Origin of the sequence: Rivularia sp. UHCC 0363 (genome assembly GCF_034931125.1) — a bacterium.
Lineage (GTDB): Bacteria > Cyanobacteriota > Cyanobacteriia > Cyanobacteriales > Nostocaceae > Rivularia.
In genome coordinates, this window is the sequence record NZ_JAYGHM010000017.1 from 2243 (window position 1) to 22587 (window position 20345).

At 37.0% G+C, this 20345-nt stretch carries 17 protein-coding genes; 7 read left to right on the forward strand and 10 right to left on the reverse strand.

All coding sequences use genetic code 11. The features are described from left to right. Positions 1-197 precede the first annotated feature (197 nt). The gene (locus VB797_RS11770; RefSeq protein ID WP_323237869.1) at positions 198-383 is read left to right on the forward strand and encodes a hypothetical protein; all 186 of its coding nucleotides are present in this window, start codon (positions 198-200) and stop codon (positions 381-383) included. Here the strand turns inward: VB797_RS11770 and VB797_RS11775 are convergent. Both VB797_RS11775 and VB797_RS11780 read right to left on the reverse strand, forming a co-directional pair. Then, positions 380-2008 carry an adenylate/guanylate cyclase domain-containing protein gene (locus tag VB797_RS11775; protein WP_323237870.1) on the reverse strand — a complete coding sequence of 543 codons (1629 nt, stop codon included), beginning with the start codon at positions 2006-2008 and terminating at the stop codon, positions 380-382. The genes VB797_RS11770 and VB797_RS11775 overlap by 4 nt on opposite strands. Positions 2009-2119: 111 nt before the next feature. Next, positions 2120-2260, reverse strand: a complete 141-nt coding sequence (locus VB797_RS11780) for a hypothetical protein (RefSeq protein ID WP_323237871.1) — start codon at positions 2258-2260, stop codon at positions 2120-2122. Positions 2261-2492: 232 nt separating this feature from the next. On the opposite strand from VB797_RS11780, the gene VB797_RS11785 reads away from it, so the two are divergent. Then, on the forward strand, positions 2493-3989 hold the full coding sequence (locus VB797_RS11785; RefSeq protein WP_323237872.1) for a VanZ family protein: 1497 nt from the start codon (positions 2493-2495) through the stop codon (positions 3987-3989). On the opposite strand, the gene ylqF is transcribed toward VB797_RS11785, so the two are convergent. Further along, positions 3961-4869: a ribosome biogenesis GTPase YlqF gene (gene ylqF / locus VB797_RS11790; RefSeq protein WP_323237873.1), complete on the reverse strand. Its 909-nt coding sequence runs from the start codon at positions 4867-4869 to the stop codon at positions 3961-3963. The two genes, VB797_RS11785 and ylqF, sit on opposite strands and share 29 nt — an antisense overlap. Before the next feature lie 166 nt (positions 4870-5035). Beyond that, complete coding sequence (locus VB797_RS11795; protein WP_323237874.1) at positions 5036-5416, reverse strand: VOC family protein; 381 nt, start codon at positions 5414-5416, stop codon at positions 5036-5038. 125 nt (positions 5417-5541) lie between these two features. On the opposite strand from VB797_RS11795, the gene VB797_RS11800 reads away from it, so the two are divergent. After that, entirely contained in the window at positions 5542-5721 is a 180-nt protein-coding gene (locus VB797_RS11800; protein WP_323237875.1) for a hypothetical protein, read from the forward strand. 243 nt (positions 5722-5964) lie between these two features. Then, complete coding sequence (locus VB797_RS11805) at positions 5965-7047, forward strand: class I fructose-bisphosphate aldolase (RefSeq protein WP_323237876.1); 1083 nt, start codon at positions 5965-5967, stop codon at positions 7045-7047. A 201-nt stretch (positions 7048-7248) separates the two neighbouring features. Here VB797_RS11805 and VB797_RS11810 read toward each other — a convergent pair whose 3' ends face one another. After that, on the reverse strand, positions 7249-8640 hold the full coding sequence (locus tag VB797_RS11810; RefSeq protein ID WP_323237877.1) for a sensor histidine kinase: 1392 nt from the start codon (positions 8638-8640) through the stop codon (positions 7249-7251). A gap of 428 nt (positions 8641-9068) precedes the next feature. Between VB797_RS11810 and VB797_RS11815 the strand changes: the two genes are divergently transcribed. Further along, positions 9069-10238 (forward strand): pyridoxal phosphate-dependent aminotransferase, encoded by a 1170-nt coding sequence (locus VB797_RS11815; RefSeq protein WP_323237878.1) that lies wholly within the window; start codon positions 9069-9071, stop codon positions 10236-10238. Positions 10239-10408: 170 nt separating this feature from the next. After that, the gene (locus tag VB797_RS11820; RefSeq protein ID WP_323237879.1) at positions 10409-11245 is read left to right on the forward strand and encodes a hypothetical protein; all 837 of its coding nucleotides are present in this window, start codon (positions 10409-10411) and stop codon (positions 11243-11245) included. Positions 11246-11385: 140 nt separating this feature from the next. Here VB797_RS11820 and VB797_RS11825 read toward each other — a convergent pair whose 3' ends face one another. Both VB797_RS11825 and VB797_RS11830 read right to left on the reverse strand, forming a co-directional pair. Then, positions 11386-11829, reverse strand: a complete 444-nt coding sequence (locus VB797_RS11825; protein ID WP_323237880.1) for an aspartyl protease family protein — start codon at positions 11827-11829, stop codon at positions 11386-11388. A gap of 72 nt (positions 11830-11901) precedes the next feature. Further along, a complete protein-coding gene (locus VB797_RS11830) occupies positions 11902-13101 on the reverse strand; it encodes a glycosyltransferase (RefSeq protein ID WP_323237881.1) in 1200 nt (399 codons plus the stop codon). 385 nt (positions 13102-13486) lie between these two features. On the opposite strand from VB797_RS11830, the gene VB797_RS11835 reads away from it, so the two are divergent. Further along, positions 13487-14059: a Uma2 family endonuclease gene (locus VB797_RS11835; RefSeq protein WP_323237882.1), complete on the forward strand. Its 573-nt coding sequence runs from the start codon at positions 13487-13489 to the stop codon at positions 14057-14059. Positions 14060-14210: 151 nt separating this feature from the next. Here the strand turns inward: VB797_RS11835 and VB797_RS11840 are convergent, their stop codons facing one another. The 3 genes from VB797_RS11840 to VB797_RS11850 form a co-directional block, all read right to left on the reverse strand. Continuing rightward, on the reverse strand, positions 14211-16157 hold the full coding sequence (locus VB797_RS11840; protein ID WP_323237883.1) for an alpha-amylase family glycosyl hydrolase: 1947 nt from the start codon (positions 16155-16157) through the stop codon (positions 14211-14213). A gap of 316 nt (positions 16158-16473) precedes the next feature. Next, entirely contained in the window at positions 16474-17031 is a 558-nt protein-coding gene (locus VB797_RS11845; RefSeq protein ID WP_323237884.1) for a gamma-glutamylcyclotransferase, read from the reverse strand. Between the two features lie 347 nt (positions 17032-17378). After that, positions 17379-19835 carry a hypothetical protein gene (locus VB797_RS11850; protein WP_323237885.1) on the reverse strand — a complete coding sequence of 819 codons (2457 nt, stop codon included), beginning with the start codon at positions 19833-19835 and terminating at the stop codon, positions 17379-17381. Positions 19836-20345 lie beyond the last annotated feature (510 nt).

A 20345-nucleotide genomic window follows, 5' to 3' on the forward strand; every position in this document is an offset into this window, starting at 1 on the left:
CATAATTAAAGGCTCTGCCTTCAGTTTAGATTGAATTTAGGTTGAAGGCAGAGCCTTCTTTAATTACATTACAAGGTGGAACCTTGTAACGAGAGATTAAGTTATTACTTATGAGGGATAATAATTATTCCTGGGGGTGCAAGAAATTTTAGATATCTTGTTGTTAAATAAAAATATTGATATTGGAAGTATTAAATATGAATCGGCAATTGATAGCAATTATTGTATTCGGGATGTTGTTATTATTCATCATATCTCCTTTCAGCGGTCTTGCTAGTTTGATGCTGATTTTGGTAGGTGCAGCAATTTACAACTTAGTTATTAATTTATTTCAAGCATTTATCGGTCAAAGCAAAACTGATACTAAGGAATCATCATATTAAATAATACCAATACGATTTCTTGTTTTGCGATTTTGATAGACTTTAACTAATCTATTAATACCTTTAAAGCGATATTTCCCCATTGGTTGAAACATATGGGGTTTGCTAAGCATATTGTAGGTTTCTTCGCTAACAACACATTCACCGGGATTGCAAACTCCTTCCATACGTGCTGCTAAGTTAATTGTTGCACCCAAAGCTGTATATTCTACTCTTTGGGAACTACCGACATCACCTACTACAGCTTTACCACTATTGATAGCAATTCTTAACTCTAAGGGTTCTTGCCAAAAATGATTGAAATTTAGGTTTTCTAAACGGGTTAACATTCCCATTGCGGCCGCTACAGCTCTATCTGCATGGTCTGCTTGCGGTTCGGGTGCGCCGAAAAATGCCATAATGCAATCACCGATATATTTATCCAAAGTACCACCGCAACCGAATACTTCTTGTAACATTTCCTCAAATAGCTTGTTGAGTAATTCCGCAATTTCCGTAGGAGTGAACCTTTCCGACATTGCCGTAAACCCTACAACATCGGCAAATAAAATGCTAATTTCGCTTTCTTTGGGTGGTAAACGTCCATCGGGTAAAGTTCCTAAAGCAATTAACTGCTGTACAACTGCTGGTGAGTGATAGCGTTCTAATCTTTGTCTGATTATCTCTTCATTTTTTAGCTTTTCAAGTAATAACCAACGTTGGACGCTAGAAGAAACTAAATTTCCTAAAGTTGAGAAAAAACTGAGGTCTTCGGAGCCTTCTTTTACCCAGTGATAAGAAGAAAAACTTGCATCCGCGTAAAGTACACCGACAACCTTACTTTCATCCCATAAAGGTACTGCGATCGCGCTGCGAATTCCTTTGAGAAAAACGCTGTGTTCTTCCGCAAATCGGTCGTCTTGATGGGTATCTGCTGATTGAATGGCAACTTTTTCTTCAAATACTTGCTGACATATACTGCGACTGATCCAGCTATCGTCAGCCATTAATTGCTGTTTATTATTAACATTTCTACTAGCAGCATTCATTAATACCAATTTGTCGCCATTTTGAACATCTATTAATAGTGCTAAACGGTCAATACTATTAAGATAGCGAAATACAACTTGCTGTACTTGAGAAAAAATTTCTTCAATAGAAGTAGCTCCCGATAGATTTTTCGCTATATCTACCAAATCCTTTAAACGAGCAATGGTTTTATCTTTATTAAGGATGTTACCGTCTTTACTATCAGCGTCTATCCACTGTTCTTGTAATTGCTCAACATTACGAAGTATTGTTTTACCTTCAGAAAATCCCTCATATTTAGTTACCACTGGTTGAGGAGGAAGGCTCAAAAGCACCACTAGAGAAATATCTCCTACCCAAATTACATCACCATGAGAAATCACTGTAGGGGAAGTTACGGGCTGTTCGTTTAAAATTGTGCCATTTTTGCTACCCAAATCTTCCACCATCCACATACCATTTTTCTTTTTGGTGAAACGGGTATGACTACGAGAAACACCTCCAAAAGGTAGACATAGGTTGCATTCTTGCAACCTACCGACGATAAAAATATCTTGATCTACCGTTACCGTTTTTTGGATATTTCCCCGTTGGAGACGCAGTTTCAACTCGGTCATGGCTGGGCTTAGTTAATTCTCGAAGCAATGATTAAACGGGTGCAGAAAGCCGGATGCTACGGTCAAATAGGTATATTGAGGTTCTAGAATTTTAAAACCAACACATTCCATTTATGACACTGCATACGGCACTCCGACAACTATAACTCTTGTACAAGCAACCATTGGCTGTAAAAGCTCAGATGCGATCGAATTCGCCGATCTAGTTGCTTTATTATGACCGAATTTGGCTTTATGGTCGGCATTTCTCATGCTGCTTGCTTGACTCAATACACAAGATAAATTAATTGGAAGACTTTATTAATTCTTTACACAACAGCGATCATAATTCCTATATATGAAGAAACAACATAAAAAGAAGCGCTACAATCAAGTTTAATTAATCGGATTAGTTCAAATGAACAAAAATGAATCTGTAATGACGGCAGTTCAAGTATTTTTTGTAACGATTTAATTTTGAAAACTCTTTATTTATCTTAAGTAAATGAAACGGCACCATACTTCTCTACCTGCATTAAATCAACCAAGAATTTCTCGATTTTTGATTCTAGCGATTTTCAGCATATTCGCAGTATTAATAGCAACTCTCTATCCATTTAACTTTTCATTACCAGATAGTAAATTTTCATGGGGAGAATTGGTTAATAGCTTCGATAACAATAGTTTTTTTAAAGATCAAGTAAATAATGTTCTGCTATTTTTACCTTTAGGGTTTGGCTTGACGGGTTTCTTAGAAAAAAGATTTAAATTGGTTTCGCAGATTTTTACGGTAATTCTAATCTGCGCGGCTTTATCATTAACGGTCGAATTATTACAAATTTTGTTACCTTCAAGAGCGCCGACACCTGCCGATATTTTTAATAATACATCGGGGGGATTTTTAGGATTAATTGGCTTTTATATTTTAAATTCTAGAAATTTCAAAGCTATATTGCAAAGAATTGAAACTAATGAAGCTAGTAACTCAACTAGTAAAATAATCTTGTTTTTTGCAGGTTATATTACTCTAGCATTTTTAGTGACAATTCCTTGGCAAGCTACAACCACATTAAGCGGTTGGAATTCTGATTTTCCATTAGTTATTGGAAACGAAGCAACTGGTGATAGAGGTTGGGAAGGATATATTTCCGAGCTTAATATTACTGATAAAGCCTTTGATCAAAACCAAGTAAAACAAGTGTTTTCCCAAAGTAATGAATCTCCAAATTTAGGAACAGTAGTTGCTTCTTATAAATTTACCGGAAAAGCTCCATATCGAGATCAAACGGGGAAACAGCCGGATTTACAATGGTACGGGGAATCAACAACTCAAAATGAAAAAGGAGTCTTATTAAGTCCTAATCGTTGGTTGCAAACAGCATTTCCCGTTTCACATTTAAGTAAAAGTATCAGTAATTCTTCTCAATTTGCTATCAGCACCACAATTACTAGTACTAAAAAAGAGCAAACCGGACCTGCGCGAATCATCTCACTTTCTCAAGATTCTTTTCGACGTAATTTTACCTTGGGACAACAGGAAAGCGGTTTAGTATTTCGGGTAAGGACTCCGCTTACAGGTGCAAATGCTTCTGATGTAAAACTAAAAGTTCCGAATGTCTTTAACGATTTAAAACCGCATCGAATAGTTATTACCTATTCAAATTCATTGCTCACAATTTATGTAGATCGAGTTGCGAATATTCATACATTAAACTTACTCGATCTAATACCCAAAGAAAAAAGATTTTTTTATTACGGACTAACATTTATTCCTTTAGGACTTTGCTTAGCGCTGTTAACTACATTAGCCAAAAGGAAATTGAACTTTTACCGTTGGTTACTTCCCACAGGAATATTATTACCTTCCTTAATATTAGAAGTAACTTTGGTACAGGAAAGCGGAAAAAGCATTAGTCCAAAAAACCTGTTTCTCGGCATCTTATTTACAGCCGGGACAATGTTAATCTTGAAAGCTAGAGCAGGGAATAATCATCAACGATAATTGATTCTGGAATTTCTAAAGGAAATTTTCCTAAAAGACCTTTACGATAATCGGTTAAAATATGTCTGGCACTACGTTCTACATCACCTTGATATTTATGTTCTGCTAAAGCTAACAGGTATTCTTCCCCGGTATATGGTGTTGATTCGAGATTGTAACGGGACAAAAAAGGATTTTCTGGTAATATTTTGGGAGCCGTTTCTTGCAACTCACCAACTATATCGATGAATACTGCTGCTACTTTTTGATTGTCATAGGATGCTTCCCCAATATCATCGCAAATCGCTAATTTTAAAGCTGCTTCTTGATTTTCCAACTTCAGAGGTATGATACCGGGAGAATCTAATAGTTCTAATTCCTTGGAAATTCTCACCCACCGGAGGGAACGAGTTACACCGGGACGAGCAGCGCTTTGTACTACACGTTTTCCCAATAAACGATTTATCAAAGCTGATTTTCCCACATTAGGAAAACCGATGACTACAGCACGTATCGGACGAGGTAACATTCCGCGTTCTTTGCGTCGTTCATTAACCGCACTTCCCGCAAATTGCGCTGCTTTGGAAACTGCAATTATTCCTTTTCCTTCTTGAGCATTAGTACAAAAGGGAATTTCATTATGAGTTCTAAAGTATTCCGTCCATAATTCTTTAGCTTGTGGTGAGATCATATCTAAGCGATTGAGTATCAACAACCTGGCTTTGTTTCCGATCCATTCAGAAACTTGGGGATGATGAGTTGATATGGGAATTCGAGCATCTCTTACTTCTAAGACTACATCAACTGACTTGAGTTGTTCTTTAAGTTGTCTCTCCGCTTTGGCAATATGACCGGGATACCATTGAATGAGATTTAATTTATAGTTTTGAGTTATAGCCATTATTTTTGTTAGTTAACTAAATATAGTAATTAAACTAAAGTATATAGCCTTATAATTATCTGCACCTAATTAAGATAGAAATTCAACCTTTGACCTTTAACCTCTAACCTTTGACCTCTAACCTTTAACCTCTAACCTTTGACCTCTAACCTTTAACCTTTGACCTCTAACCTTTTTTATGGGACTGATGTAAAATAATTCGATTTCCATCAATATCATAAGCGTAAATTTCTTTACCGTGAGAAGCATTGATAACATGACCAAAAGGTGGATGACCTAATGTTTCGAGGTGATACATGACACTTTCTAAATTATTTACTTCCAAACATAAACTCATATAGCTTCTGAAAGAATCATTAAATTCAGCAGCGTGCGATGATTTGGGATGAAAAATACTTAATTTTAAAGCAGAAATCTGAAACTCAGCGTATACATTGGGAATATAGTTAGTAGGGTTTTGACCCAGAAATTTTATATAAAAATCGACTAATTTTTCAAAATTAACAGTTGCGATCGCGATAAATGCATCGGTATATTCAAAAGACATATCAGTTATATAGGTCAAAGGTGAGTTAATATCTTGCTAATTCCAACTACATTATATTTTTATATTTTACAATTCTTAAGGTTATAAATAAAGCTTTGAAGTCTGTAAATTAATGAATGATATAAATGGTGATTCTAAAATTATCAATTATCAATTATCAGTATCAGGTCGGTGGTAGCTTAGAAAATGATGATGCTTGTTATGTAATACGTCAAGCTGATCAAGAACTTTACCAAGCTCTAAAAGCTGGATCGCAAGACAAATTAACCAATTACGTTTTTAAGCTGATGTACAGCGGGATTTAGATAATGCGGTCAACAAGCGCGTGTCCGTAGGACATAAACCTGAAACTGTAGTGCAAACCGAAACGCAATTTTGTATTAATATCGGAATGCAGAAGTTAATTGTCAATATAGACATTTATGTGACGAAAATAGGGATTGAGGTAACAAGAGAGATAAAAAAATAGTTATTGTCAAACTTCCGATACAGGTTCGTTAGCCTTAGCATAGCTACCATCAAAGATGGAACTCAATAAATAAAATATCATGACCAGTATCACATCTGTACCCGATTTTATCGAATCCTTATTAGGTAACGAAGCCAAAGATCTGCTTACCTACAAAGCAAAAGTTTCTCAAGATATGCTCCACCTACCGGGAAGCGATTTTGTCGATAGAATTTGGAGTTTGAGCGATAGAAATCCCCAAGTATTGCGTAATCTGCAAGCACTATACTCTACAGGAAGACTTGCGAATACAGGTTATCTGTCAATTTTACCTGTAGACCAAGGTATCGAACACTCAGCAGGGGCTTCCTTTGCACCAAACCCAATGTACTTCGACCCCGAAAACATTGTCAAACTTGCCATCGAAGCGGGTTGTAATGCTGTCGCTTCCACGTTGGGAGTTTTAGCAATAGTTTCCCGTAAATATGCTCACAAAATTCCTTTCATTGTCAAAATAAATCACAACGAATTACTCAGCGTTCCGAATCAGTACGACCAAATTATGTTTGGTGATGTAGAGCAAGCTTGGAATTTAGGTGCTGCTGCTGTCGGTGCCACAATATACTTTGGTTCTGATAATTCTACTAGACAAATCCAAGAAGTTAGTAAAGCTTTCAAACGCGCTCACGAGTTAGGAATGGTAACTATATTGTGGTGCTATCTGCGTAACAATGCTTTCAAACAAGATAAAGACTATCATCTCTCCGCTGATTTAACATCTCAAGCCAATCATTTGGGTGTAACAATCGAAGCCGATATTATTAAGCAAAAATTGCCCGAAAACAACAATGGATACGGTGCAGTTGCTAAGGCGATCGGTACAAGTTACGGAAAAACTCACGATAAAGTTTATACCGAATTAACCACAGATCACCCTATCGATTTAACTCGCTACCAAGTACTTAATTGCTACTGCGGACGTGCTGGATTAATCAATTCTGGTGGTGCAGCCGGTAAAAATGACTTTGCAGAAGCGGTACGTACTGCCATTATTAACAAACGTGCTGGAGGAACCGGGTTAATTTCCGGACGCAAAGCATTTCAGCGTCCTTTTGCAGAAGGTGTTAAATTATTCCACGCTATTCAGGATGTCTACTTAAGTAAAGATGTGACCGTGGCTTAATTTTTTTATATCAAGTCCCCCTTTTATTTGAGGGGGATTTCCAATTTTAGATATTAATAATGAATGAGTTTGTGCAAGAATAAAAGCTTGTAATCATCATTGAAATCTTCTATAAACTAGCGTAAGCAGATATTTTCTAACTAGTACAACAAGGCAAAACGCGCAGCAGTACTAAGAGTTTTAATCCTGAAATATGATTATTTATTGAGTTATTGGAATTTCAATGATAAATTCTGTTCCTTTTCCTAATTCTGAGCTACAAGATAATTTACCGTTGTGCTTTGAAACTATAATCTTATAAGCAATAGATAATCCTAACCCAGTACCATAACCAACAGGTTTAGTTGTAAAAAATGGGTCAAATAATTTTGAATGCACTTTTTGTGTGATTCCACAACCATTATCAGCAATCCGAATTATTGCTTGGTTGTTACCAGATAATTCTGTACTGATGCGAATTTGAGGAACAAAAGATTGATTTTGATTATCTATTTGCGTTTCCAAAGCATCAACAGCATTAGAAAAAATATTGATCAAAGCTTGATTCAATTGACTGGGATAGCATTCAATTAAAGGAAGTTGATTATATTCTTTGATAATAGCGATTTCTGGAACATCTGTTTTTATGTTAAAACGATTTTGAAGAATCATCAAAGTGCTGTCGATACCTTGGTGAATATCCACTTGTTTAAAATCCGCTTCATCCAGACGAGAGAAGTTACGTAACGAAAGCACAATATCGCGAATGCGTTGGGTTCCTACTTCCATAGAATCATGAAGTTTAAAAATATCTTCTTTGATAAAATTAAGATCAACACCCTTGATTTCGTCTTGAATTTCCATTGGAGGATCGGGAAAATGCTTTTGATAAAGTTCTAACAGATTTAATAAATTTTGAGCATATTGCTTCGCAAATGTAATATTTCCATCAATAAAAGTTACGGGATTATTAATTTCGTGAGCCACACCTCCAACTAATTGACCCAAACCGGACATTTTTTCTGTATGAATCAACTGTATTTGAGTATCCTGAAGTTGTTTGAAAGTTTCTTGAATCTGAATATTTTTATCGTTTAATTCTTGCGTTCTTGCTTGAACTCTAATTTCAAGTTCTTGATTGGTTTTTTGTAGTTCATTTTGAGCTAACTGACGCTGTTTGAAATATTCATTTAATAACCGTAACACTATCAGCCACGCGGGAATTAACAGGACTAAACTGAAAGCAGAAAATAAACTACTAAACAATAATTGATTGCGATATTTAATTATTTTACTTTGAAGTTGTTCGGAGATGGCGCGATTTATTTCTGTTACACCATTATTATATTTTTGTTTCTCCGATTGATATCGCTCGCTTAATAGCAGTGCTTGTGCTGCTTGGCTTTTACCGTTTTGCACCAAATCGAAAGATTGGTATTCCATTTGCACTAATTTTTGATTTGCGATATCGGTCTTTTTTGCATTTTCACTCGAATATACTTTTGGTGCTAGTTTAATTGATTTTTTGATAATGGCATCTAGCTTTGGTTCAAATTGTCGATATCTTTTTTCCCACATTCTGTTACCTGTTGCAGCATTCATACGTGCTGACATAGTTAGAACTTCATCAAGATAGATAATTTCATTACTTAGGTTTTGTAGCTTTAATTCGTATACAACTATATTTTGAAATTGATTATACGCTCGGCAAGTTATTAAGATTTGGGGTATAAATAATAACGTAGTTAGGACTGCTGTTGCTTTAATAGTCCGTGATGGACGCTGAGTAAGAAAACGGTAGAAATTCCCCGAATACTCGGTAATATATGTTTTATGTCGATCTAAACTCGTAAAAAATTTGCCTAACACTTTTTTGGTGAGTTTTACTAGCAGTTCTATTTACAGTTTTCCCAAAATTACTACTTAGCTAACGAGGAATTAAGGTGTAGATTAAATTACCCAATGCTTGTTAATCCAAAATGTGAAATCCGAATCAAGGAATAATAAGATATTGTTAAAGAATAAAGAAGTGTGAAGTAAAGATGAAGCTGGCAGCAAGAATTAGTCAGGTATCGCCTTCTCTAACTTTGGCGATCGCCGCGAAAGCAAAAGCCATGAAGGCAGAAGGTATTGATGTTTGTAGTTTTAGCGCTGGGGAACCAGATTTTGATTCCCCAGCCCATGTTAAGGCTGCTGCAAAGAAAGCGTTGGATGATGGTAAAACAAAGTATGGACCCGCAGCAGGGGAACCTGAATTAAGAAAGGCGATCGCTCAGAAGTTGCGATCGGAAAATCATCTGGATTATCAAGCAGAAAATATCATCGTGACTAACGGTGGAAAACATTCTCTGTTTAATTTGATGCAGGCTTTGATTGAACCGGGTGATGAGGTAATTATCCCTGCACCTTATTGGGTAAGCTATCCGGAAATGGTTAAGTTGGTCGGCGGCAACCCAGTAATTGTGATGACGGATGAGAAAACTGGGTATAAAATTCAGCCAGATATTTTAAGAAGCGCCATTACTTCAAAGACTAAATTATTCGTGTTGAATTCACCATCTAACCCTACAGGAATGGTGTATACTCCCGAAGAAATTAAAGCTTTAGCAGATGTAATCGTTGAAAAAGATATTTTAGTTGTTTCCGACGAGATTTACGAAAAAATTCTCTACGACGGTGCAAAACATCTGAGTATCGGTTCCCTTAACGACGAAATTTTTGCTCGCACCATTGTTAGTAACGGTTTTGCCAAAGGTTACTCGATGACAGGATGGCGTTTGGGTTATTTAGCAGCACCTGTAGAGTTAATTAAAGCCGCTACAACCGTTCAAGGTCATAGTACATCAAACGTGTGTACCTTTGCTCAATATGGTGCGATCGCAGCTTTGCAAGGTTCTCAAGATTGCGTGGAGGAAATGCGTCAAGCTTTCGCAAAACGTCGCAAAGTGATGTTAGAAAGAATCAACGCGATTCCCGGATTAAAATGCGCTCAACCCGATGGTGCATTTTATTTATTTCCAGACATCAGCGAAACTGGATTGAAATCTTTGGAATTCTGTAAAACTTTGTTAGAAGAGCATCAAGTAGCAGTAATTCCCGGTGTAGCCTTCGGTGCAGATAATAACATTCGTTTATCTTACGCCACCGATATGGCAACAATTGAAAAAGGGATGGATCGATTGGAGAAATTTGTTAAATCGGTTAACGGTTAGCAGCGAGCAGTTATCAGTTATTAACTTTAGCTGGTAACTGTTTTTTTAACGCAAAGGAATGGAAGGTAGGCGCAAAGTAACGCAGAGTTTTTAGTACAATTGCTTTTAATCACGGAAAATCAGTAATAATAGCAAGTAAAATAAAATTAAGGCAAGAAACAGCGATAAAAATGGTTGAAAGCTCAGATATGCGGGTTCGTGGTGAAATCGCTAGAAACAAAAATACGCCTGCTAAAGTACTTCAAATATTAGCTTACGATAAATTAAAATGGATTCGTTTAGAAGTAGCACAAAATCCTAATACACCAGCCACCGCATTAGAATATTTAGCTGCTGATGAAGATAATGAAATTTGTCGAGAAGTTGCTTTTAATCACAACACTCCGGTTAAAGTATTAGAAATTTTAGCCACACATGAAAATGTTAAAGTTCGTCAAGCTGTCGCATTTAATTTCGTCAATCCCAATGCTAATACTCCTGTAGCTCTACTAGAGCAATTAGCTAAAAATGAAAATTTTGAAGTTTACTGGCACGTATTATACAATCCCAAAACACCAGTATATTTGCTGTTTGAAGCGTTAGCAAAACATAAGCAAGATGATGGTGTTCGTCATGCTTTAGCAAGTAATCCCAGTACACCTACTAGCATACTTGATGAGTTAGCTAATTACGAAAATGAATGCGGGGCGATTCTTGAAGAAATAGCTGATAATCCTAATACATCTGTAGCTACTCTTGAGGAACTGGCTACCAATGAAAAAATCTGTTTTAATGTACGACAATATGCAATTTTCCATGATAAATTAGTTTCTATCCCCTTACTCGAACAACTCGCAACCCATGAAAATTGGGAGATTCGCAGAAGTGTGGCAGCCAACCCTAATATACCTGAAACTTTATTCCAACAATTAGCTAATGATGAAGTTGAAGAGGTTCGCGATCATGCATTAGCTAGAAGAATTGCGAATCTCCAAGATATACTTAAAGCCCCTAATACCTTAGAATAAAAAATACAAATTTTCAAATCCTTTGCTGATAGAGAAAAACCATTTTTAAACCATTTGACAGTATTACTCAGCGATTATACAGACGAATCTTTATTAACGGAAAACTTTTCTCGATCCTAGTTAGAAAGATACAGTTAAAATTATAAAACCATTAAATAAGTATCTTTCCCCTGTTGCGGTAAAACCCTTAATTTTTGATTGTTTAAATCGGGTTCCAAACCCAAATCTTCTAAAGGTATTAATCCTAATAATGGATCGGAATCATCTGGTAATTCGATGCAGTTAAATACTCCTTCTCTCCCTTCCACAGAAAGGTTTAGCATTTTAAAAATACGAACTTTTTGCACTCCTATGGCTATTTTTACGTCTGCTTCCCCTTGCATGGGTAATCCTAACTCAAGAATAATGTTTTTAGGTAAGCAAAGTCTCGTTGCTCCGGTGTCAACTAAGACATCATTTAATATTATCGAGCGAATTTGTTCTGTAGGAATAAACCCTCTTTCGGCCAAGGTTAAGTCGATTTGATTAGTAACTTTAATTGTGGTTGTGACTTTACCCATATTTTTATTGTCTGTAGATATCATAATTATTTTTGTAACTCCTAACACGGATTAAATGGATGACGCTGATGAAGCTGATTAATAACTCCGGCAGTACTAGCTATTAACTTCCAAACCCATCTCCTTTAACCCTTTACGCAACTGTTGCGCTTCAGAAGAGTTATTCTGCTTCTCATGTAAATTAATTGCTTCTCTAAATGCCGTTAAACTATCTTCTACATAACCAGATTTTAATAATACAACGCCTAAATTCTGATAACATTGAGCATAATTTGGATTTAAATCGATAGCTTTAACGTAAGCTGCGATCGCATCTCTAAATAAACCCATTGCTTTCAATGTCATTCCTAAATTGTAATATCCGGTAACAAAAGCCGGGTCTATTTTTAAAGTTGTTTCGTAAGCTGTTTTAGCACCGTTTAAATCTCCAATCGCTTTGAGTATATTGCCGAGATTGTTATATGCTCCTAATTTAAGTAGCGGATAAATCGGCAGTTTAATTGCAGCTTTATAATGAGAAATAGCCTGATGAGAATTTTTTAACCGAGTGTAAGCGATACCCAAATGATAGTAAAGTTCGTACAAAATCTCATAATTGTCCTCAGCAAGGGTAACTCCCTTCGATAGCAACTGGATACTTTGAGAAATGTTCCCCAAATCTATGTATAATGCTCCCAATTTACTGCAAACATAAGCATCATGGGGATTATTTGCGAAAAACTCTTCCATTGCTGCTTGAGCTTTAACTAATTTATTTTTTTTCAGAATTTCGCTTTGTTGATAACCCGAATGTAGAATTGCTATCCCTTGTATATAACCTATCTGCCAATGCGGTTCTTTACGTAAAATTTCGGAAACACTATCATCAACTAAAGCGTGATAGGGGCGCGAAAAATGAATATCGGCATGGTTGCGAAACAGCCGCGATACCATAGAATAAGGAGATTGTACCGCACCAATTTCGTCACGTACTAAGTTAATCAGCAGATATTCTTCTCTTTGTATTGCTTCTCGCAATTGCGGTATAATTTCTGGGGCTAAAGTTTCATCGGCATCTAATACCAAAACCCAATCACCCGTAACATACTTTAAAGCTTCATTACGAGCAGCGCTAAAGTCATTACACCATTCAAAATGATGTACCTTGGCACCATATCCTTGAGCAATACTTACGGTCTTATCGGTGGAACCAGTGTCTAATATTACTATTTCGTTGACAAACTTTTTGGCGCTACTCAAACACTTTGATAGCGTTGATTCTTCGTTTTTGACAATTGTACACAGGCTAATTTTCATAGATAATAGATGTTTTTTATACTTTTACTACTAATTGTTTATTTTTGGTAGTTAAGGATTAATATATATTACTTATTTTAAATTAGCTTGAGCAAAGTACTGCAAAGAATTTTGAGCGCTGTATAATACTAAAAATCAAAGCTATTCTTCGCCTTAGCTAATGACAACCTCAGTATCCCAAATTATCAACTTGAAATAATTCCTCAAATTGCCATGTATTGAGAATTCACCAGCTTGGGAGTATGCAGAACGGATTGCAATTCAAAAGCCAGTGCCTAAAATCCGACATTCGATTTTACCTCTTCTCATGGGTCGTACACAATTAAACACAAAATATTTTGCTGACATACAATTTAAAATAAAAGCAGTAAATTACAGTTCTCCCATGATTGTTACACCAAAGCGATTTACAATCGACGAATATCATCGGCTGATTGAACTCGGTTTTTTAACGGAGGGAGATAAAATTGAGTTGATTCGAGGAGAACTGATTCAAATGGCTGCAAAAGGAACATTTCACACTGTATGTAGTTCTATTCTTTGCCGTCAATTGGATAGACTTTTAGGAGATAAAGCAGTTATTCGCGGACAAGATCCAGTTACACTTTTAGATAATAGCGAACCCGAACCAGATGTAGTTATTGCAAGGGGAAAAGATGAAGATTATCTTGCTCATCATCCCTATGCTGAAGATATTTTACTAGTTATCGAAATTTCTGATAGTACTTTAAATTATGACCAAACAACAAAGTTAGCTGTGTACGCAGAAGCTAAAATTACAAATTATTGGATTGTCAATTTACAAGTTCGTCAACTTGAATGTTACAGTCATCCTTATCAAAATGCTCAAGGTAAATTTGATTATCTAAGCAAGCAGATTTTTCTCTCGAATCATTTAGTAACTATTCCTGGATTTGAAGATGCTTTGTTGGAATTGAGTAGAGTAATCGGCGGTTGAAACCGCAGCTACACAAGCAAAGTCCACCTACGTGGACTTCAACATTCTAACCCGCGCAGGCGGGTTTTGCCTGTGTAGCCGCGACTTCCAGTCGCCGGGTAAATTGTTTACATCAAAAATTGATAACTCTTCACTGCTCGCTGCTCACCGATCAAGCCTCTCTACCCGAAGCCCAAGTATCGCGCCATTTTACGGTACCTTCATTCGCAATTACCCAACGACGAGATAACAAGTTTTCTCGTAAAGGTGAAGTCCCTTCGCGTAAGATGACATATTTATAAGTGATCAGTTTTCCGGCACTTTCATTAAAGGGAATTTCCGCAAACCAAGTATTAGAATTAATATACTCTAAAGGATATGCTTTGCTAATATCCCAATGACCTAATTCTGGACAATCACCAATTACGACAATTTTTTCACCAAGTTGGGTTTGTACCCCATTTAATTGCGCTCTAACTATTGTTTGTGCTTTTATTCTTTCCCCTACATGACTAATAACGATCGCCTCTTTTGAACCAAGTTCAAAGTTATAAATTTTTCCATCTTTAACTTCAAATTTACGCCCGGTTAATACGCAGGTATGTTCTCTATCGGGTAACTCAGTATCGACTTCTCCCACGGTAACAGCATCGCCTCTATTCAAGGCTACAAAGCAGCGCGACTCATTATAGCGGCGCACATAACAGAAAGTATCTGGTGTAATATATTTCTCCCACTGACTACCCATCGATATCGCTGGATTCAAACGACGCAATCCCGAAAGTTTCCGCACATCCCAATAAAGCGGAGTTTCGGTATCCCATTGATCCATCATCGGACGGTTGTATGGGTCATTGTTACCGTAAACGTTATGATCGCCGTTAGTATCGTTATGCAGATATTGTTCGGTACCGTAGAATAAACAGGGAATTCCCCGACTGGTCATTAAAAAGTCAATTGCTAAGCGCAAATTATCGACATCTGGGTTAAGAGTCAAGAAGCGGTGCATATCATGATTATCGATAAAAGTTATTAACTCTGTTGCACTGTTGTAGCGATAATCCTCTTTTAAAATATCATTAACCAAATAAAACCCTGCTTCATCATTGCTTCCCAAAGCTTGACGCAGTGCGATGCACAAGCCAAAATCAAGTATCGTCATCCCAGAATTATTGACGAATTCTACACAAAGGTCGTCATCTGGACGGCTGTAAATCCATTCCCCAAAGATAAATACATCTGGTTTATGATTGTACATTTCGCTGTTAAACTCTTGCCAAAACCAAATCGGCATATGTTTAACTGTATCTATCCTTAAAGCATCAACTCCTCGATCTAACCACTGCTTAATAGCTGACTTGATATAATTTCTATACTCAATATTATTCTCATTAAAAGTTGCTAAACCTGACAATTCACAGTTTTGAACTTGCCATTCATCTTCCCAATTACTTACTTCACCGTAATGATGATACCAATTGTTTTTATCGTCATTGAAATCGGCAATTTTCACGCCATCATCGTACAATTGACCTTTATGACCACCAGTATCGGGACTGCTATGATTGCACACAATATCTAATATCAGCTTCATATTACGCTTGTGCAATTCTTCAATCAAACGATCGAAGATAGTGTTTCTCGTATCTTGAGTTTTATTTAGAGAAGGGTCATCATCAGGAGCAATAAAACGAGGATTCAAGCGTTTAAAATCCTTAGTCCAATAACCATGAATCGCTGCACTTTCAATAAACAATTCCTCTACTTGCTCAAACAAAGGAGTTAACCAAAGAGCCGTAACTCCCAAATTTCTCAAATAATCTAACTTATCAATAATTCCTTTGATATCCCCACCCCAATACTTGCCCCATTCTGTGCGATCGGGGTTATAAAGATCGGAATTAAACCCTTTATTATTGTTCGGATTGCCATCATTAAAACGGTCAACAACAATAAAATAAATAGTTTCTTGACGAAATTCAATATCTCTGGTGTAGAGAAACTCCAAGTTAATATCGGCATCTGAATCTGGAGTTTCCACAATCGCTTTAACTTCAGCTTCCGGATTTTCTACTTTATATTGATCGCTACTAGCTTGAGATGGAGGAGTACTTACCATAAAGATTTTTTTTGTTTATTTATAGTTACTTAAGTAGCTGAATACTGCTAATGGTAAATAAGTACACTCATGAATGTTTTTTTCAGGCGTATTTTAATCACTAGATAGCATTTATTTACTTATATTAAGTACATACTCTCTTTTTGATTTTGTCGTCTTCATTCTTTAGATGGATATTATTTTAGAAGGGAATAGGGAACATAGATTAATAGATTATGTTTATTCTCTATTGATAAGTAGGTTGGCGTTGAAAATTGTAATTAGGACGAGGGAGTAGGGAGTAGGGAGTAAGGCTTTTAATCCAATTTACATTTTGTTACATAGTTCGGTTTATTTGTGCCAACTTACTTAATTGAGATGACTGCAAACCGTGCATATGATTAAACAAACTCCAACAATACTCTTCAGGTAGCTTACAGGTAGTCGCACCCCGCAATACAACGTTGAAATACCAATCATTGGGTGCAATTTCTGACAAAAGTTTGTTTACTACCACATAGGTGCGGACGTTTTTATATACCTTTCCTTGAAAATCAATATCTACAGACTCTTGACGATAGCCACCACGGGGTACATCTTCGCGTTTATCCAAACTTTCACTGAGTCTTAAAGGTAGTCGATAAAGTACTCCATGTACCGTACTACTGGAATCTTTAACCACATCCAACACACCACATTTACGGAAAGTACTATAACGGTAAAATCCTAATCTATAACCGTTAAGAATTCCCGCACCCATTACATAATGGTGAGTACTTTCACCCATCGTGCGCTTCAAATCCACCGGACACATACAGGAACCGTAAGCAAAATAGTAAAACATCTCCTCACTTGACCGATTGTGAGATTCCAGCACCCAAGTGCGATCGCTCATCTGTTCACACAAATATTTACCACGTTAGTCAATATATCAAAAGATATAACAATTTGGGGATTGGGCATTGGAATTTACAAAAAGCCCTGCTTTTTCAAGGGGGGGTTGTGGGAATTCTCTTTATTTTCAGGTAATTTGTAGTGCCACCATCTTGGTCGCTATTATTACCAGGGAGCAAGATCGCGGACACTACTTATGTGTTCCCATACCCCATTCTTAACGGGAGCATCCCAATTTCGCACAAAAGGGCTACGAGTGCCAGCCCACGTAGGTGGGCTTCGTTTTTGTAGCCGCACCCTTCCAGGGTGTGGGATAAAGTATTTATTCAAATTTGGGATGCCCCATTTTTAACTATTCAAAAGTTGATTCCAAGTTTCCAATACACTCAGTAAATCTGCGGATAGATTATCGCGGGAAGTATCGTTAAATTGAACCGTACCATTACGGCTAGTTAAGGTGTAGGTAATGTAATCTGCGGAACCTGGGGATGCAGGATAACTCAGATTGTTGAATTCGTCGCTCTGTTGCTGTAATAATTTTTGAAAGTTGCTTACCTGTTGACGGGAAACCTGACGGACGCTACGCTGAGCATCATTCATATCACCCACGCGATCGCGAATTATCCGACCATCATCTAATAAAACGGTTTCGTAAGTTTGTCCGGCAAAACCACCGCTGCTGATTTGACGAAATACAACTCCTCTAGTTAAGGGTGATGGTAGTTCGTTGCGGGGAATTCTGACGGGTAAAATAGCTTGATTCCCATTTATTCTGCTCGCGGTTTCGTTTAAAATTACTCTGGATTTACTATCAGTATGGTAAACGAATTGTTCGGAACCAACTTTTACGGTTACTCGGTAGCCATCTACAAGTCTGTAAAAACAATAACTTCGTTGCCGCTCATTGACTATACCCAAACATCCATTACGCCAAGTTACCTGTTTGACTTCTACAATATTACTGGGAGAAACTAAGGTTCCTCGTGTGATGCGGTTTCTGACATCGGTTAATACCGCATTTTCAATAGATTGAGGTAAATTTGCGGTTGCGTTGAGTTCAAACTCCGAACCGTCTTGCTTAAAGCGGTAAGTCCAGCTTTCTTTACCGTCGGATACGGTCGCTTTCATTAAAGGAACGTTGTCTTTTCTTTCATTGAGTTGTTCAACTTCAATAATCCGCATTTTAAAAGCAGAGGATCTACCTTGAGAACGTCTTGATGCATCTTGTTTAATTACTGCAACGGCTCTTTCGGTTAAACTCAGGCTACGGTCAAGAGTCACTATCGAAGCGTTATCGTTAGCATGGTAAATCCAAGTTTGATTATTTGCCTCTACCGTAACTATCCAACCGGGAGTACGAATAAAAGCTTTGTTGCAAATGCGGTTGAAGGTTAAGTAACAGGGATTATCCCAAATTTTACGCTCGCTGTTGACAATGCGGAGGTTCCCCTGAGATAAACCCGACCATTGAGAAGCATCTCGAAGAATCGCATCGGCAACTATTTGAGGTAATCCAGATTGTGATTGATTTTGATTGGCTATTTTAACTTGATTTCCCGTTGCATCAGTTAAAAATACCAAATTTTGCGATCCGCTGACTGTTACTTCCCAACCGGAAACAGCATTTCTGTCACAGGGATTGTTGAAGCTAAAATCTTCACAACCATATTGCCAATTCGCTGGTTTGAAGGAAACTATTTTAAATTTTTTTGCGGATAAACCAGAAATTTTTTCAGCTTCTTTTAAGACAGCATTACCAACGCTTTTAGGTAATTTTAAATCGCTTGCTTCTGCATTCAAACGAACTTGATTTAAATTAGTGGAAGCGTGATAAACCAAAACTTGGCTTGCACCTTTGACGGTAACTTTCCATCCCTGCTGGTCTGCTCTCAAACAAGATTCAGTGGGACCTCCCAAATTCAAACAGCTATCGGTAAAGGTGACTTGTTCGGCTTTCGTAACGCTGAGTCGAGAAGTACCAGTAAATTTAGCTGCGGCTTGTAAAACAGTATCTTTTAATTGAGCGGGTAAACCGTTGTCAGTAATTTCACTAGCTTTTTCATTTAGCTTAATAACCGAACCATTATTATTGGTATGGTAAACCAAACTTTGTCCCTTGGTACCAACAATAACTCGCCAACCGGGAACCAAAACTTGAGAGCAAATGGTGTTAGCATCTCCTAATTCCAAACAACCATCCTTCCAGGTTGTCTGCTTTGTCTGCATGATGAAAAAGTTAGAAACCGGCTGCTGTAAGCGTTGAGAAGCATCTCTAATTACCTGCGATTTGACAGATTCGGGTAGTTGTGAAGCAGAATCTCCCGATGCTAAACGTAAATTACGTCCATCTTTATTAGTATGATAAGTCCATTTTTGACTACCATCGGATACCGTAACCTGATAACCGGGAACCAAAGCTTGGGTACACATTTCACCAGGTTTAAGTACTTCCAAGCATCCATTACGCCATGTTTGTTGACTGTAATCTACAATTGTTAATTTAGGTTGAGGGATTTTTTCGCGGTTAGACACATCTTTAATTACAGCATTCGCTACTACCACAGGTAAACCGCTGCGAATATTTTGTGTCTGTACCTGAATAATGGTTTGGGAGTTGTTTTGCTGTTGACTAACAAGATTTTTTTCGGTGTTAACTAAGTAGTCTTGGGTAGGAACAACAACTGGATTTGCGATCGCGCTTTTTATCACTGCGGACTCACTCGCAACGGATATAATACTAGTTAATAGTAAAACAACGAATATCCGCATTTGATTAGTGGTAGAATTACCTTTAATAGAAGTCATAGCATTACCTATATCGGTTATTAGTTTACGAATAATTAAGATATGTTTAGTACCCGAAGGCAGAAGGTAAAAACCTTATAGAATCAGCCATTATCGAGTATTTAATTTTTGCTTGATTTACGCCATACTGTACTAGTTTGAATTAGATTACAACGCCTATAATATTGAATATTTTCTGTTCTTGGTAATAGCGCCCTAAAATAATCAAATACAACGAATATATCATCCCATACTATATACTTAATTGGGATAAATAGAATGTTAACAGTGCCACTTGTATACGAAACTAGACGTAGCTAAGTTAGTGGTTTGTTCCTGGTTATTTACAGTAACTTTATATTGTTGAGCATCGGGCATGAGGAATTGGTAATTGGTAATCGGTAATTGGTAATCGGTAATTGGTAATTGGTAATTGGAATATATCTGTAATGTCCGCATCTTGTTCCCTAGATACTAATTAATATATTTATAGGGACTAAGGTTCTGTTTGAAAGATGATTTCTAGCGACT

Bases quoted from the DNA above. Each gene is read 5' to 3' on its own strand.
- VB797_RS11770 (WP_323237869.1), top strand. From the start codon at position 198: ATGAATCGGCAATTGATAGCAATTATTGTATTCGGGATGTTGTTATTA.
- VB797_RS11775 (WP_323237870.1), bottom strand. From the start codon at position 2,008: ATGACCGAGTTGAAACTGCGTCTCCAACGGGGAAATATCCAAAAAACG.
- VB797_RS11780 (WP_323237871.1), bottom strand. From the start codon at position 2,260: ATGAGAAATGCCGACCATAAAGCCAAATTCGGTCATAATAAAGCAACT.
- VB797_RS11785 (WP_323237872.1), top strand. From the start codon at position 2,493: ATGAAACGGCACCATACTTCTCTACCTGCATTAAATCAACCAAGAATT.
- ylqF (WP_323237873.1), bottom strand. From the start codon at position 4,869: ATGGCTATAACTCAAAACTATAAATTAAATCTCATTCAATGGTATCCC.
- VB797_RS11795 (WP_323237874.1), bottom strand. From the start codon at position 5,416: ATGTCTTTTGAATATACCGATGCATTTATCGCGATCGCAACTGTTAAT.
- VB797_RS11800 (WP_323237875.1), top strand. From the start codon at position 5,542: ATGGTGATTCTAAAATTATCAATTATCAATTATCAGTATCAGGTCGGT.
- VB797_RS11805 (WP_323237876.1), top strand. From the start codon at position 5,965: ATGACCAGTATCACATCTGTACCCGATTTTATCGAATCCTTATTAGGT.
- VB797_RS11810 (WP_323237877.1), bottom strand. From the start codon at position 8,640: ATGTCAGCACGTATGAATGCTGCAACAGGTAACAGAATGTGGGAAAAA.
- VB797_RS11815 (WP_323237878.1), top strand. From the start codon at position 9,069: ATGAAGCTGGCAGCAAGAATTAGTCAGGTATCGCCTTCTCTAACTTTG.
- VB797_RS11820 (WP_323237879.1), top strand. From the start codon at position 10,409: ATGGTTGAAAGCTCAGATATGCGGGTTCGTGGTGAAATCGCTAGAAAC.
- VB797_RS11825 (WP_323237880.1), bottom strand. From the start codon at position 11,829: ATGATATCTACAGACAATAAAAATATGGGTAAAGTCACAACCACAATT.
- VB797_RS11830 (WP_323237881.1), bottom strand. From the start codon at position 13,101: ATGAAAATTAGCCTGTGTACAATTGTCAAAAACGAAGAATCAACGCTA.
- VB797_RS11835 (WP_323237882.1), top strand. From the start codon at position 13,487: ATGATTGTTACACCAAAGCGATTTACAATCGACGAATATCATCGGCTG.
- VB797_RS11840 (WP_323237883.1), bottom strand. From the start codon at position 16,157: ATGGTAAGTACTCCTCCATCTCAAGCTAGTAGCGATCAATATAAAGTA.
- VB797_RS11845 (WP_323237884.1), bottom strand. From the start codon at position 17,031: ATGAGCGATCGCACTTGGGTGCTGGAATCTCACAATCGGTCAAGTGAG.
- VB797_RS11850 (WP_323237885.1), bottom strand. From the start codon at position 19,835: ATGACTTCTATTAAAGGTAATTCTACCACTAATCAAATGCGGATATTC.